This window comes from Stenotrophomonas sp. P2112, assembly GCF_041897515.1.
GTDB classification, from domain to species: Bacteria; Pseudomonadota; Gammaproteobacteria; order Xanthomonadales; family Xanthomonadaceae; genus Stenotrophomonas; species Stenotrophomonas sepilia.
The window spans coordinates 1,205,583-1,219,546 of the sequence record NZ_CP169216.1 but is presented as its reverse complement, the minus strand read 5'-3'; the positions used below and the strand labels follow the sequence as shown (position 1 = coordinate 1,219,546).

17 protein-coding genes are annotated in these 13,964 nt (G+C 67.4%); 12 read left to right on the top strand and 5 right to left on the bottom strand.

Going from position 1 to position 13,964, the window contains the following annotated elements; translation table 11 throughout:
• The first annotated feature begins 65 nt into the window (after window positions 1-65).
• Window positions 66-791: an enolase gene (locus ACEPA4_RS05735; RefSeq protein WP_164092684.1), complete on the top strand. Its 726-nt coding sequence runs from the start codon at window positions 66-68 to the stop codon at window positions 789-791.
• 72 nt (window positions 792-863) lie between these two features.
• On the opposite strand, the gene ACEPA4_RS05730 is transcribed toward ACEPA4_RS05735, so the two are convergent.
• On the bottom strand, window positions 864-1,310 hold the full coding sequence (locus tag ACEPA4_RS05730) for a copper chaperone PCu(A)C (protein ID WP_065178108.1): 447 nt from the start codon (window positions 1,308-1,310) through the stop codon (window positions 864-866).
• 34 nt (window positions 1,311-1,344) lie between these two features.
• Here ACEPA4_RS05730 and ACEPA4_RS05725 point away from each other — a divergent pair, with 34 nt between their 5' ends.
• The 4 genes from ACEPA4_RS05725 to ACEPA4_RS05710 all read left to right on the top strand — a co-directional run bounded on the left by ACEPA4_RS05725 (window position 1,345) and on the right by ACEPA4_RS05710 (window position 4,957).
• Complete coding sequence (locus tag ACEPA4_RS05725; protein ID WP_005415699.1) at window positions 1,345-2,121, top strand: enoyl-CoA hydratase/isomerase family protein; 777 nt, start codon at window positions 1,345-1,347, stop codon at window positions 2,119-2,121.
• Window positions 2,122-2,207: 86 nt separating this feature from the next.
• Window positions 2,208-3,128, top strand: coding sequence for an acyl-CoA thioesterase II (tesB, locus tag ACEPA4_RS05720; protein WP_374083016.1), 921 nt, complete (start codon window positions 2,208-2,210; stop codon window positions 3,126-3,128).
• A 3-nt stretch (window positions 3,129-3,131) separates the two neighbouring features.
• Window positions 3,132-3,626: a pathogenicity-like protein gene (locus ACEPA4_RS05715; protein ID WP_065178109.1), complete on the top strand. Its 495-nt coding sequence runs from the start codon at window positions 3,132-3,134 to the stop codon at window positions 3,624-3,626.
• 113 nt (window positions 3,627-3,739) lie between these two features.
• A complete protein-coding gene (locus tag ACEPA4_RS05710; protein WP_065185992.1) occupies window positions 3,740-4,957 on the top strand; it encodes an RNA polymerase sigma factor in 1,218 nt (405 codons plus the stop codon).
• Window positions 4,958-5,016: 59 nt separating this feature from the next.
• Here the strand turns inward: ACEPA4_RS05710 and ACEPA4_RS05705 are convergent, their stop codons facing one another.
• Window positions 5,017-5,577 carry an EF-hand domain-containing protein gene (locus tag ACEPA4_RS05705; RefSeq protein WP_065185993.1) on the bottom strand — a complete coding sequence of 187 codons (561 nt, stop codon included), beginning with the start codon at window positions 5,575-5,577 and terminating at the stop codon, window positions 5,017-5,019.
• A gap of 156 nt (window positions 5,578-5,733) precedes the next feature.
• Between ACEPA4_RS05705 and ACEPA4_RS05700 the strand changes: the two genes are divergently transcribed.
• Both ACEPA4_RS05700 and ACEPA4_RS05695 read left to right on the top strand, forming a co-directional pair.
• Complete coding sequence (locus tag ACEPA4_RS05700; protein ID WP_053500802.1) at window positions 5,734-6,489, top strand: arginyltransferase; 756 nt, start codon at window positions 5,734-5,736, stop codon at window positions 6,487-6,489.
• A gap of 37 nt (window positions 6,490-6,526) precedes the next feature.
• Window positions 6,527-7,732 (top strand): endonuclease/exonuclease/phosphatase family protein, encoded by a 1,206-nt coding sequence (locus ACEPA4_RS05695; protein WP_065185994.1) that lies wholly within the window; start codon window positions 6,527-6,529, stop codon window positions 7,730-7,732.
• 85 nt (window positions 7,733-7,817) lie between these two features.
• Here the strand turns inward: ACEPA4_RS05695 and purT are convergent, their stop codons facing one another.
• On the bottom strand, window positions 7,818-9,005 hold the full coding sequence (gene purT / locus ACEPA4_RS05690; RefSeq protein ID WP_139726818.1) for a formate-dependent phosphoribosylglycinamide formyltransferase: 1,188 nt from the start codon (window positions 9,003-9,005) through the stop codon (window positions 7,818-7,820).
• 137 nt (window positions 9,006-9,142) lie between these two features.
• On the opposite strand from purT, the gene ACEPA4_RS05685 reads away from it, so the two are divergent.
• From ACEPA4_RS05685 to ACEPA4_RS05665, 5 genes are read left to right on the top strand one after another with little or no spacing between them, the layout of a single operon-like run.
• Complete coding sequence (locus ACEPA4_RS05685; protein WP_061480381.1) at window positions 9,143-10,024, top strand: SPFH domain-containing protein; 882 nt, start codon at window positions 9,143-9,145, stop codon at window positions 10,022-10,024.
• Window positions 10,025-10,069: 45 nt separating this feature from the next.
• Window positions 10,070-10,249 carry an Arc family DNA binding domain-containing protein gene (locus tag ACEPA4_RS05680; RefSeq protein WP_065178114.1) on the top strand — a complete coding sequence of 60 codons (180 nt, stop codon included), beginning with the start codon at window positions 10,070-10,072 and terminating at the stop codon, window positions 10,247-10,249.
• Entirely contained in the window at window positions 10,246-10,425 is a 180-nt protein-coding gene (locus ACEPA4_RS05675) for a DUF4177 domain-containing protein (protein ID WP_374083015.1), read from the top strand. The genes ACEPA4_RS05680 and ACEPA4_RS05675 overlap by 4 nt, the downstream gene beginning before the upstream one ends.
• Window positions 10,426-10,428: 3 nt before the next feature.
• Window positions 10,429-11,022, top strand: coding sequence for a PH domain-containing protein (locus ACEPA4_RS05670; RefSeq protein WP_065178115.1), 594 nt, complete (start codon window positions 10,429-10,431; stop codon window positions 11,020-11,022).
• 9 nt (window positions 11,023-11,031) lie between these two features.
• Window positions 11,032-11,841: a D-alanyl-D-alanine carboxypeptidase family protein gene (locus ACEPA4_RS05665; protein WP_164092688.1), complete on the top strand. Its 810-nt coding sequence runs from the start codon at window positions 11,032-11,034 to the stop codon at window positions 11,839-11,841.
• A 409-nt stretch (window positions 11,842-12,250) separates the two neighbouring features.
• Here ACEPA4_RS05665 and ACEPA4_RS05660 read toward each other — a convergent pair whose 3' ends face one another.
• On the bottom strand, window positions 12,251-12,622 hold the full coding sequence (locus ACEPA4_RS05660) for a DUF423 domain-containing protein (RefSeq protein WP_005415687.1): 372 nt from the start codon (window positions 12,620-12,622) through the stop codon (window positions 12,251-12,253).
• A gap of 105 nt (window positions 12,623-12,727) precedes the next feature.
• Window positions 12,728-13,801: an SRPBCC family protein gene (locus ACEPA4_RS05655; RefSeq protein ID WP_005415686.1), complete on the bottom strand. Its 1,074-nt coding sequence runs from the start codon at window positions 13,799-13,801 to the stop codon at window positions 12,728-12,730.
• Window positions 13,802-13,964: the final 163 nt, after the last annotated feature.

The window sequence follows — 13,964 nt, the reverse complement described above, 5'->3', positions numbered from 1 at the left end:
ACCTCCAGACGCTTCGCGCATGCCGGCCAGCGGCCGGCACTACCGATCCAATTCAAAGGACTGACATGATCCACCAGACTGAACTGAGCGACCTGCTGCCCGGCATGGTCCCCTTCCCCACCGACGTCTTCCCCGCCGACCAAGCCTGGCTCGGCCAGCACCTGCTGCCGCTGCTGAAGATCGACCTCGGTGTGCTGCGCCCGGAACTGGCCGGCCAGGTGGCGACGATGCTGTGCCCGATCGAGCCGTACGACGGCTGCATCGGCGAAACCACCGAAGAACACCACAACGATTTCACCGCCACCAACTGGATCGCCTTCGAGCTGACCGCCGGCAACCAGATGCGCTTCCTCGGCAACGAGGGCTATTTCATCGGCGATGCAGTACAGGACAAGGACGCGCAGGAACACATTGCGCAGATGCGCGACAGCTACGCCAAGGCCCGCGACTACCACGCCATGCATGGCCGCCTCGCCTGCTACTCGCGCTACGGCAAGGGTGAGGCCAGCGAGCGCGCTTATCTGGATACGCTGGGGGGACAGATTTCCTGTGGCAACTGGATCGAAACGGCCGATATTCCTGCCGCCTTCACCCTGGAATTCACCGACGCCGCCAACGACCGGCATGCTCCAGATGATGCCGAACTGGCGATCATCCGCCGCGATGGCCACAAGTTCTTCGCCGTCGCCGAAGTCGCCGGCTACAACTGGTGCGCCACCGGCGCCGACGCGATCGTGATGCTGTATGAGCCGGTGAGCCGCACGGTGCTGTTCTCGTACGACTGGTCGTAAGACCCTGCGGCAGTGCCGGCCGCTGGCCGGCATTTCCTGTGCTGCCGGCCAGCGGCCGGCACTACCATCCCGCTACGGCGCGGCCTTGCGGACGGTCAACGTCGCGCTCGCTTCGCCACCGCCTTCCAGCTGCAGCCGCAACGGCAGCGCCTGGCCTTCCTTCAGCGCGCCCTTGCCCTGCATCAGCATCAGGTGCAGGCCGCCAGGCTTGAGTTCGGCACGCGCGCCGGCTGCCAGCGGCAGGCGCTCGATCGCGCGCATCCGGCTGACGCCATCGACGATCGTGGTCTCGTGCAGCGACACGTCGCCGAAACTACTGCTGGTCGCACCGGTGATCACCACCGCCCTGCTGCAGCCGTTGTGTATCACGCCATAGCCGGCAGTCATCGGCATCGCCGGATTCGGTGGCAACCGCGCCCAGCCCTGCTCCACCGTGACGCAGCGTGATTCCGCAGCCGAAGCCGATGCTGCGGCCGCACACAGCACCCACAGTACGCCAACGAATGGTTTGGTTATCATCGCCCAGGTTCCTTCTTCGCAACGAGACCGCAGCATGACGACGCTCATCGAGGTGATCAACCACGGCCCCATCCGCGAACTGCGCCTGGCGCGGCCGCCGGTCAATGCACTGGACACCGATCTGTGCCGGCAGCTGATCCATGCCATCGAACTGGCCATGGCCGAAGACGCGCACGGCATCGTGCTGTCGGGCAGCGAGCGCATCTTCACCGGTGGAATGGACGTGCCGCACCTGCTCTCGCATGGCGATGACAAGCACAAGCTGCTGGACACCTGGAACGCTTTCTTTGGCGCCGTGCGCACACTGGCCGAGAGCCGCATCCCGGTGGTCGCAGCGATTACCGGCCACGCGCCGGCCGGCGGCTGCGTGCTGGCCCTGTGCTGCGACTACCGGGTAATGGCGCGCAGCGCCGATCCGTCGCGGCCGTATGCCATCGGCCTGAACGAGGTGCAGGTGGGCCTGATCGCGCCGGAGGGCATCCAGCGCCTGCTGCGCCGTGCGGTGGGCGTGCACCGCGCCGGCGTGCTGCTGACCACCGGCTCGCTGGTGCCGGCCGAACAGGCGCTGCAGATCGGCCTGGTCGACGAGCTGGCTGAGGGTGACCTGGTGGTGGCCCGCGCCGTGGCCTGGCTGCAGAACCTGCTCAAGCAGCCTCGGCAGCCGATGCTGCTGACCCGCGCCATCGCTCGCGCCGACCTGCACGAAGCGCTGCACCCGGACCTGATCCAGCTGGACCGTTTCGTCGAGGCCTGGTTCGCCCCGGACGCGCAGAACGCCCTCCAGGCCCTGGCGGCGCGCCTGGGCAAGTAGCGGTTGCCCCGCCCGGGGTCAGATCCCTTTCGCCGGGCGAAAGGGATCTGACCCCTGACCGGTATAATCGGGGCCTTCTCATTGCTGTGGCCGCCCCCTTGAACGACACGCCCGAACCCGTCGTCTCCGAGCTGATCGACCTGCTCACGCTGGAGCGGCTGGAGGACAACCTGTTCCGCGGGCAGAGCCGCGACATCGGCACCAAGTACGTGTTCGGTGGGCAGGTGCTGGGCCAGGCCCTGGCTGCGGCGCAGGCCACGGTCGACAACGGCCGCCACGTGCACTCGCTGCACGCCTACTTCCTGCGCGCCGGCAACATCGACCACCCGATCGTCTACGACGTGGACCGCACCCGCGATGGCGGCAGCTTCTCGGTGCGACGGGTCACCGCGATCCAGCACGGCAAGGTGATCTTCTTCTGCGCGGCCTCGTTCCAGCAGGCCGAGACCGGCGCCGAGCACCAGCACAAGATGCCTGAAGTGCCGCAGCCGGAAGACATCGAACCGAACCGGCCGCTGCCGGCCGAAGTGCTGGAGCGGCTGCCGATCAAGGTGCAGCGCTGGCTGTCGCGTGGCGGCCCGTTCGAGTTCCGCCACGTCTACCCGCGCGACGAGTTGAACCCGCCCAAGCGCCCGCCCTACCACCAGGTGTGGCTGCGCCTGAGCGAGCCGGTCGGCGATGCCCCGGAGCTGCACCAGGCGCTGCTGGCCTATGCCTCCGACTTCCACCTGCTGGGCACGGCGACCTTCCCGCACGGCATCAGCTACTACCACCCGCACGTGCAGATGGCCTCGCTCGACCACGCAATCTGGTTCCACCGCCCGTTCCGCGCCGACGACTGGCTGCTGTACTCGCTGGACAGCCCCAGCGCGCAGGATTCGCGCGGCCTGGCCCGCGGCCAGTTCTTCACCCGCAACGGCGTGCTGGTGGCCAGCACTGCGCAGGAAGGCCTGATCCGCGTGGTTCCCAACCAGGCCGCGGCCGCCGCCGTGCCGGCCAAGGAGTAACCCATGCGCCAGATCTTCAGCAGCCAGCGCGTGGAAACCGTCGAAGGCGTGGCCGAGCTCCTGCGCGGGCATGGGATCGACGTCAAGGTGACCAACGGGCGCTCGTACAAGACCCGTCGCCGCGGCCAGTTCAGTTATACCGACCTGGGCAACGCCAACGCCTATCCGGCGGTATGGATCGTGCGTGCCGACGACCAGCCGCGCGCGCGCGAAATCCTGCGCGAAGCGCGCCTGCTCGACACTACCCGCCGTGACCACCCCACCGCCGAATTCGCCTTCCGCGACGCGCCGGAACCGGGCAGCGGCGGCCGCAGCTGGGCCTGGCGCATCCGCATCGCGCTGCTGGTGGTGATCGCTGGCGTGGCGCTGGTGATCGGCCTGCGCCATCGCGGCGCCCCTGTGCCCGCCCCGCAGGCCCAGCCGCAGCAGGCGCAACCGGCCCCGCAGGCCGCGCCGGAAGAGGAAGAAGTCCGGGTCCGCATCCAGCCCTCGAAATGATTCGCGGGTGAATGAGGATGCCGGCCAGCGGCCGGCACTACCGCACAGAATGCTGGTCACACTTCGCGCGCGGCTCCGTCATGGGACACAATCCCCGCAGGAGAGCCGCCGCCATGACGACGTTCACCGTATCGATCGACCAGACCCTGGAACGCGAACTGCCCGCCGCCGCCAGCGGTTGCCAGCACGCCTACGGCCGCATCGTGCTGGCCTGCCAGAACACGGTCACCGCCATCGCGCTGGCCATCACCCGGGACCGCCAGGCCAGCGAGGACATCGCCCAGGAGGCCTTTGTGAAGGGCTGGCAGCAGCTGCACCAGCTGCGCAGCGCGACCAGCTTCCTGCCGTGGCTGCGGCAGATCACCCGCAACCTCGCCCGCGACTGGCTGCGCGCCCAGCGCGGGCGCCCGCTGACTGGCGAGGCGGCCGAGGTGGCGATGGGCATGGCCGCCGACCCCGCCCCGGGTGCTGCCGACCGCCTGCAGCGGGTGGAAGAGGAGATCGCCGCCGAGGAGATCATCTCTGCCCTGCCCGCAGACAGCCGCGAAGTGCTGCTGCTGTACTACCGCGAGGGCCAGCGCTCGCAACAGGTGGCCGACCTGCTCGGGCTCAGCGACGCTGCGGTGCGCAAGCGCCTGTCGCGCGCCCGCGCGCTGGTGCGCGACGGCCTGCTGCAGCGCTTCGGTGAGTTCGCGCGCAGCAGCGCGCCGAGCGCCGCCTTCGCCACCGCCGTGGTGTCGATGGTGCTGGTGGCCGCACCCGGCACCGCCAGTGCCGCGATCCTGCTGAGCGCCGGCGTCGGCGTGGGCAGCAGCAAGCTGGGCCTGGGCGGGGCCAGCGTGGCCGGGGGTACAGCCATGGGCTCGGTCACCGCCACCCTGGGCTACCTGCACATGATTCCGGCCAGCACTTGGGGCGCGTTCGCTGGTGGCGTTGCCGGCGGCGTGATCGGCAGCTACCTGGGCGGTCGATTCCTGCTGTCCTATGCCAAGACCGATGCCGAACGCGCGCGGGTCTGGCGCTTTGTGCGCATGAACACCTGGACAGCCATGGCCTGCTGCCTGGCAGTGCTGGCGGTGGTACTGCTGCAGACCCCGACGTGGGTGCATCTGCTGGTGCTGGTGCTCGGCATGGGTCTGGTGAACTACCAGTGCCTGGGACCGCTGCAGCAGATCATGGCGCCGCTGATCGCGCGCGATTCGTCGCGGCGTGGGCGCACCGGCACCAACTGGGTGTATGAATCGCTGTATGGGCGTACCGGGATCATCGCCATGAACATCGTGGTGCTGGGCGTCGTGCTGTATGCCATGGCCCATTCCAGCGGCCGCTAGGGCCTCAACGCACGACGCCGGCAGTACGCCGGCGTCGTGGTCGGTCAGCGCGCGATGAATCAGCGCTGCGACTTCGGTGCACCGCCGTCGCGCGGACCGCCTTGGCGCGGGCCACCGTGCATCGGACCCTTGGCCGCGTCGAACTCGGCCTTGCTCAGCTGGCCATCCTTGTTGGTGTCGGCGGCAGCAAACCAGGCATCACGATGCTGCTTCATGCGCAGCTCGCGGTCAGCCTTGTCCAGGTAACCGTCCTTGTTGAGGTCGAGCTGGTCGAAGCGCGCGGCCAGGCGCGGGTCGGCCTTGGCCTCGTCGCGGCTGATGCGGCCGTCCTTGTTGAGGTCCAGCCTGGCCCAGCGCTCACCGCCGTGGCCACGGCGGCCATGCTGCCAGCGCGGCATCTCATCGCGCGAGAGCTTGCCGTCCTTGTTCCTGTCCAGCTCGTCGAACTTCGCGGCCAGGCGCGGGTTGGCAGCCGCCTCGCTGCGGTCGATCACGCCGTCGCCATTGGTGTCCAGCTTGGCCGGGCGCTGCGCCGACGTGGCCGGGGTGTCGGCCGCCAGCGCGATGCCGGAGGCGGAAGTGCCGAGCAGCAGGGCCAGCAGCAGGGGGGTACGGATCATGGGGTCACTCCTGGGAATGGGAATTGCGTCGGGGTGATCACTTCACCCTCGAGTGACAACAACGCCCGGGCGCGACATCGGTTGACGCCGTGGCCGGTTCCATTCATCCGCCGGACAGTCGCCGCCACTGCGACGGGCTGGGGCTATGCTGTGCCCATGGCACTACACGGCGATAGAGACGACGAACTGCGGCTTTTCCAGACCGGCGAGCACCCCTGCGGGTACTGGTCCGACCGGGTGGCGCGCGACCTGGTGCTGGATCCGCACGATCGCCGGCTGGGTGGCCTGTACCCGCTGGCACTGAGCTGGGGCTTCCGCCGCAGCGGTGATCTGGTCTACCGGCCGCACTGCGCGCACTGCCAGGCCTGCGTGGCGGTGCGCATCCCGGTGGCCCGCTTCGCCCCGGACCGCAGCCAGCGCCGCTGTGCCGCCCGCAATGACGACCTGGAGGTGCGGATCACCGCCGCCACCGCCCGTGACGACCTGTTCGCGCTGTATCACCGCTACCTCACCCACCGCCACGCCAATGGCGGCATGGACGACCATGGCCCGCACGAGTTCGAGCAGTTCCTGATCGGCAGCTGGTCGCACACCCGCTTCATGGAGATGCGCCTGCCCGGCCACGACGGCCAGCCCAGCCAGTTGCTGGGGGTGGCGGTGACCGACGTCACCGAGCATGGCCTGTCGGCGGTCTACACGTTCTTCGACCCGGACCACGCTGCGCGCGGGCTGGGTACCTTCGCGATCCTCCAACAGATCGAGTGGGCGCGCCGCGAGGGGTTGCCGCACGTGTACCTGGGCTACTGGATCCGCGGGCACCAGAAGATGGACTACAAGCGTCGCTTCCATCCCCTTGAGGCCTACGACGGCCGCCGCTGGCACGATTTCGACAACGAACTGGACGGGCGCTGACAAACCGCTGACACCGGGCCGGGTGCAGAATAGGGGGATGAACGCCAAACCCCTGATCCTCGCCCTGGCCCTGCTCTGCGGCGCCACCGCCCCCGCCTTTGCCACGTCCCCCGCGATGACTGAGAAGCCGTCTACTGCGCTGCGCCTGGCCACCTACAACACTTCGCTGTACTCCGATGATGCCGGTGGCCTGATCAAGGAACTGGAGGGCGACAGCGAGCACGCACGCAAGATCGCCGCCGTGCTGCAGCAGGTGCGCCCGGACCTGGTACTGCTGAACGAATTCGATTTCGACGATGCCCATCGCGCCGCCGACCTGTTCCAGAAGCGCTACCTGGAAGTCGCCCAGCCCGGCGGCGGCAAGCCGCTGCACTTTGCCTACCGCTACCTGGCGCCGGTCAACACCGGTGTGCCCAGCGGCCTGGATCTGGACAACAACGGCGTGGTCGGCGGCGAAGGCCGCAGCCGCGGCAACGATGCCTGGGGCTACGGCCTGCACCCCGGCCAGTACGGCATGCTGGTGCTGTCGCGCTACCCGATCGACGAAGCCAAGGTGCGCAGCTTCCAGCTGCTGAAGTGGAGCGCGATGCCCGGCGCGATCCGCCCGGTCGACCCACGTACCGGCCAGAGCTTCTACAACGACCATGTGTGGTCGCAGCTGCGCCTGTCGTCGAAGTCGCATTGGGACGTGCCGGTGAAGACCCCGGCCGGCGTGGTGCACGCGCTGGTCTCGCATCCGACGCCGCCGGTGTTCGACGGCCCGGAAAAGCGCAACGCGGCACGCAACCACGACGAACTGCGCCTGTGGCAGGAATACCTGTCCAAGGGTGAGAAGCCCTGGCTGTGCGACGACAAGGGCCAGTGCGGCGGCTTGGCGGAGGACGCGCGCTTCGTGATCCTCGGCGATCTGAACAACGACCCGGTCGATGGCGATGGCCGCCACGAGGCGATCGTCGAGCTGATCGAGAACGCGCGCGTGCTGCGCTACCCCACCCCGCGCAGCGTCGGCGGCGAGCAGACCAGCCTGGCCTATGCGGCCAAGGGCATCGAACGCAAGGGCGCACCGTTCCACGCCACCGGCGATTTCGGCCCGAAGTCCGGCACCATGCGCCTGGACTACGTGCTTCCCTCGACCGGTTTCGAGTACGTGGGCAGCGGCATCTTCTGGCCGGCCAATGAAAGCCCGGAAGCGAAGATCGCCGACGGCAGCGACCACCACCTGGTGTGGGTGGACGTGCGGTAGAGTCGACTGCACGTTGAGCGTACCGACCAACGGTCGGTACCCACCGGGTTTCGGTAGGCGACGACCGTTGGTCGTCGCTCCTTTTTCAGGGGCGCAGCTCGACGCCGATGGCGTCGGCGGCATCACGCGCGATGGCGCGTGCTTCGTCGATGGTTTCCGCGCGCGCCAGGGTCACACCGACGCGGCGGTGGCCATGCACGCTCGGCTTGCCGAACAGGCGCACGGCGGTATCCGGTACCTGCAGCGCGGCGGCGACATTGTTGAAGTACGGCACACCCTCGCCGTGTGCCAACAGCGCGCACGACGCCGACGGGCCACTCTGGCGGATCACCGGAACCGGCAGGCCGAGGATCGCGCGCGCGTGCAGCGCGAACTCGCTCAGTTCCTGCGAAACCAGGGTCACCAGGCCGGTATCGTGCGGGCGCGGCGACACTTCGCTGAACCACACTTCGTCGCCCTTCACGAACAGCTCGACGCCGAACAGGCCCCAACCGCCAAGGTCGTCGGTGATCGCACGTGAGATCTCCTCGGCACGTGCCAGTGCCGCGCTCGACATCGGCTGCGGCTGCCAGCTTTCGCGGTAATCGCCATCCTTCTGCAGGTGGCCGATCGGCGCACAGAATGAGGTGCCGCCGGCGTGGCGCACGGTCAGCAGGGTGATCTCGTAATCAAAATCGATGAAACCTTCGACGATGCAGCGGCCGGCACCGGCACGGCCACCGGTCTGTGCGTACTCCCAGGCCGGAGCGATGTCCGCTTCGCTGCGCAGGGTGCTCTGGCCCTTGCCCGAGGACGACATCACCGGCTTGACCACGCACGGCAGGCCGATGGCAGCCACGGCAGCGCGGTATTCGGCCTCGGTATCGACGAAGCGGTAGGGCGAGGTCGGCAGGCCCAGGGTTTCGGCGGCTAGGCGGCGGATGCCCTCGCGGTCCATGGTCAGGCGTGCGGCGCGCGCAGTCGGGATCACCCGCAGGCCCTGCTCCTGCTCCAGCTGGACCAGGGTCTCGGTATGGATGGCCTCGATCTCCGGCACCACCAGATGCGGCTGCTCCTGGGCGATCAGGGCGCGCAGCGCCATCGCATCGAGCATGTCGATCACGTGCGAGCGGTGGGCGACCTGCATGGCCGGGGCATCGGCGTAGCGGTCAGCGGCGATCACTTCCACGCCCAGCCGCTGCAGCTCGATGGCCACCTCCTTGCCGAGTTCGCCCGAGCCCAGCAGCAGCACGCGGGTGGCGGAGGGGGACAACGGAGTTCCAAGCTTGGCCATGGCGGTTCCAGCAGCGACGTGAAGGCGGGTGGGCATTCTAGCTGGCCGCGCACCCTGACCATGGCATCCGACGAACGGTAGTCGACAAGTGATATCAATTTGATATCTTCAATTCGAACCCTCAAGGACGTACCGCCATGAAAGAGAAGTCGCTTGCCTCCCTCAACGGCCTGGGCACCCTGGCCGGATCCCTGCTGGTCGCGCTGGCGGGTACCGCACTGTTCGTACTCGGGGCGACGACCAGGACCGGTTCCGGCTCACCGAACCTGCTGCTGATGCTGGCCGGCATGCTGGTGATCTTCGCTGCGGTCTTCATCCTGGCCGGCCTGTACACCATCCAGCCCAACCAGGCGGCGGTGCTGAGCCTGTTCGGCAAGTACGTCGGCACCGTCAAGGACAACGGCCTGCGCTGGAACAACCCCTTCTATGCCAAGCGCCGGGTCAGCCAGCGCGTGCGCAACTTCGAGAGCGGCAAGCTGAAGGTCAACGAGCTGGACGGCAGCCCGATCGAGATTGCTGCGGTCATCGTCTGGCAGGTGGTCGATGCCTCCGAGGCCGTCTACAACGTGGACGACTACGAGAGCTTCGTGCACATCCAGTCCGAATCGGCGTTGCGCGCGATGGCCACCAGCTATCCCTACGACCAGCACGAGGAGGGACAGCTGGCGCTGCGCAGCCATGCCAGCGAGATCTCCCAGCACCTGAAGAACGAGCTGGCCGAACGCCTGGCCGACGCTGGCGTGCAGGTGATCGACGCACGCATCAGCCACCTCGCCTACGCCGCCGAAATCGCCCAGGCGATGCTGCAGCGGCAGCAGGCCAACGCAGTGATCGCTGCACGCACGCGCATCGTGGCCGGTGCGGTCGGCATGGTTGAAATGGCCCTGGCCGAACTGCAGAAGAACGGCGTGGTGCAGCTGGATGAGGAACGCAAGGCGCACATGGTCAGCAACCTGCTGACCGTGCTGTGCTCGGACCGCGGCACCCAGCCGATCGTCAACGCCGGTTCGCTGTACTGAACCACCCTCGCAACGGGGCGCCCCACCGCCCCGCCAGGAGCTTGCATGAGTGAGAAGAAAGCCTATCCGCTGCGCATCAACGCCGAGGTCCTGGCCGCGGCGCAACGCTGGGCTGACGACGAGCTGCGCAGCCTCAACGCACAGATCGAATACGTGCTGCGCGACGCCCTGCGCAAGGCAGGACGCCTGCCGAAACCCACGCCATCTTCGGAGGACAAGGAATGAGCAAGCGTTGGAGCTACCAGACGATCGAGGTCAAGACGTCCATGATGGGCCTGCTCAAGGCCGAGGACATCCAGAGCGAGCTGAGCCGCCAGGGCCAACTGGGCTGGGAACTGGTCAACATCATCATCCCCGCACCGATGCGCCCGGCGATGCTGGTGTTCCAGAAGGAGGCCTGAGCCATGGGCGCCAGCGATCCGAAACAGTACGAGGTGGCCGAGAGCTCGCCGTTGCGCGTGCTGTGGATCGTGCTGCCCCTGCTCGCCGCCTTCGTGGCCTGCCTGTATGCGCAGTTGTACAAGGCGCCGGCGACGGCGCCCTGGATCGAAGTAACGCTGTCGCCACCCTGGTTCCGGATGGGCGGCAGCGCCGCCTGGAGCCTGCTGGTCATTGCAGCGCTAGGCATCGGGCTGGGCGCAGCATTCTTCCGCCGCCGGGTGGAACTGGCCGATGGCATGCTGGACGTGCGTTCGACGATGTACCGCCGCCGCGTTCCGGTGGCGCAGTTGCGGCTGGACCAGGCCGAGGTGGTCGACCTGCAGCGTGACCCCCGCTATGGCATCCGCTTCAAGACCAACGGCTACGCGATGCCGGGCTTCTATTCCGGTCACTTTCGCCTGCAGGGCGGTGGCAAGGGTTTCGCCCTGGTCACCAACCGCGCGAGCGTCCTCGCCCTGCCGGTCCGCGATGGCAGCACCCTGCTGCTCAGTCTCGATCGGCCACAGGCGCTGCTGGAAGCACTGCGCAAGGTGGCCGTGCCGGGCCCGCGGCAGTAAGCTGCGGCGATGCAACGACGCCTGCCCCTGCTGATCAATACCGAAGCCATCGAGTTGTGGCCGGCCGGCCTGCTGCGTGCGCGCAGCAATCTCGACGCGCGCCTGCTGTCACGAGCGAACTGGGTGCTGCGGCGCAAGTGCGATGGCCGTTACCTGGCGGCGGTGGTGGAACACGGCGTGCACGCCATGGTGCCGCGCCTGGCGCGCGAGCCCGGGGCCGAGGAAGCACTGGCCTTGCTGGATGCAGCTGCGGCCCGGCCGTTCGGTGCAGATCTGGAAGCGCAGTGGCTGCCCCTCGCCGGGCTGCAGCAGCGCCTGCGGCAGCTCGGCCTGGATGCGCAGCGCTATGCCGACGACAGTGGCCTGCCGCTGGAACCCGAACCGTGCCTGCTGCACTTCGCTGGCCGCGACCGCTTCGGCCGCCCGTTGTGGCTGCGCCGTGGCGCCGCGCAGGGCTGGCGACGGATGCGCCTGCACGCCGCGCAGGATGGCATCGCACTGGATGCAATCTCCGGCTTCCGCAGCCATGCCTACCAGTTGGGCATCTTCGAACGGAAGCTGGCACGCGGGCTGAGCGTGACGGAGATCCTGAAGGTGAATGCCGCGCCGGGGTTCAGTGAACACCACAGCGGCCACGCGCTGGACATCGGTACGCCGGGCGATGCCCCGGCCGAGGAATCATTTGAAGCCACCGACGCGTTCGCCTGGCTGCAGGCCCATGCCGCTGGGCACGGCTTCCGGTTGAGCTACCCGCGCGACAACCCGCACGGCATCGTCTACGAACCCTGGCACTGGTGCTGGAGACCGGCCAACGGCTGAGCCCCTCGTGACGGCCGCAGGGCGAAATTCATGGAGCTGTCCGGGCGGATTCCGCGCGCGCCCACCACGAGATGGAACAAGAAGGTAAAGACAGAAGCCGGTCGCTTCGCTCGAAGTCTCTATAAGGGATCAGCGCGCGGCTGTTGGATCCGCCTTCAAGCGAGCCGAGCACCGCAGGTCCGGCGAGGGCGAAGAGGTGCTTGCGATTCTGTAGAGCCGAGCCATGCTCGGCTGCTCTCCGCACCGCCCCTCGACGGGCCGAGGAGCACAGGGGACCGGTGCACAGCACCGGCTCGCGACCGGCGGCGCGTTTCTTTTGGTTACTTTTCTTTTCGCGCGAAAAGAAAAGTAACGCCCATGAACCATCACGATCGCATCGGCATGGATCGGAGCGACACCCCTGCGACCCTCACCGCCTCAACGCATTGATCGCCAGCAATACCCACCCGGCCATCATGCTGGTGCCACCGATCGGCGCCATCCGTGTCGGCCACTGCCACAACGCCCCACCCACCAGGCTGCCGGAAAACAGCAGGACCCCCAGCAGCAGCACGTACAGCGCCAGGTGTGCGATCACCCCCTGCGCGCGCGGCCCAAGCGCGACCAGCACCGCGCCATGCGCGAACGCATACAGCGCCGCCATGTTCAGATGCTGCTGCGCCAACGGGTCGGCCACGCCATGCGATGCATAGGCAGACAGGCCGATCGAGACGGCAGCCAACAGCGCCCCGAGGCAGGCCAGCAGGGAAGGCTTACGTGCGCGACGTTCCAGATTGAACATGAGGGCTCCTTGCGCAGCGCCCCTTGCCGGGCGCCGGATGAAAAAAAAACGCGCCGCAATGAGCGGCGCGTTTTCGTGTCCAACACTACATGGCTCAGCCGGGGATTACTTGACGGCCCAGTAGATGTCGTAGGTACCTTCCGGGGTGAACGACTTGTCGATGCCGTCCTTCCAGGTTTCGTACGGACGGTCGATGACTTCGTTGCCCGAGGTCACGGCCCAGGCACGCAGGCCGTTGCGCGCCACGTCCAGACCCGCCATGTGGCCGGTGTAGGCCGCATGCGCCGAACGGTGCGGAGCAACGTGCACGTACTTGACCGGAGCGCCGCCGTCGATCTTGACGGTCAGCTCGTCGGCAGCAGCACCTTCGGCACCCTTCTTCTTCACCGGCTGGGCAATGTCGAAGGCGTACTTCTCCTGGCCGAAGTCGGTGGTGATGATGCGGAACGGACCGGCAGCTTCAAGGCCATTGGCCTCCATCACGCGCTTGATCCACTCCTGGTTGTCCTTGATGGACTTGGTGATGGTGTCCTGACCGCGGTCCACGTTGCCGGCGTTGACCACCAGCAGGTTCTCGGCCGGCACTTCAACGATGGCCAGGTCGGTCAGCGGGGCTTCCGGCGTGCGGTAGTCCACGTTCGGCACGGTTGCGAGCATGTTGGCCATGCGCGACAGACCCATCTTGATGTCGTCGCCGATCTGGCGGCTGACATACAGGCCGGCGTAACGGCCGAACAGGTCGAAGCCGTACTTCACCGAGTAGTCCTGGGTGATCTTGACGTTGCGACCGCCCTTGCCGGTCGGCTCCAGGTTGAAGGTGGTGACCTTGTCGTGACCCTTGGTGGCGTCCTCGATGGCGATCACAACACGCTTGTTCTCTTCGGCTTCGGTGATCTTCCAGGAACCGGTACCCAGGTCCTTGGAGGTGAAGTCGAGGGTGGCACCGACACCCGAGGCCGGGCCGGACAGCTTCAGGTCAACGGCGGGATCGCGCAGTACCAGCGGGTTCCAGTCCTTGAAGCGGCGCAGGCTGCTGACCGTGTCGTACACGATCGTCATCTTGCGGTTGGTCTCGATGCTTTCGGTGATGTGACGCTCGCCCGGCAGACATACGCCAATGATGACGAACAGGCCAGCCACGATCCCCAAGGCGATCAGGAACTCGATAATACGGGTCATTCAGAGAGTCTCCGGGGCCGATCCCACGGCCGGGTTGATTGAAGCGAAGCGCCAATCCTAGCAGGCTTCGCGGGCATTGTTTATCGGGATTGGCGCACCGGTTTCCCTGCCGGCTGCGTATTTGTATGGACAAAGGATTCGAAGGGTAACGCATACCGCTACC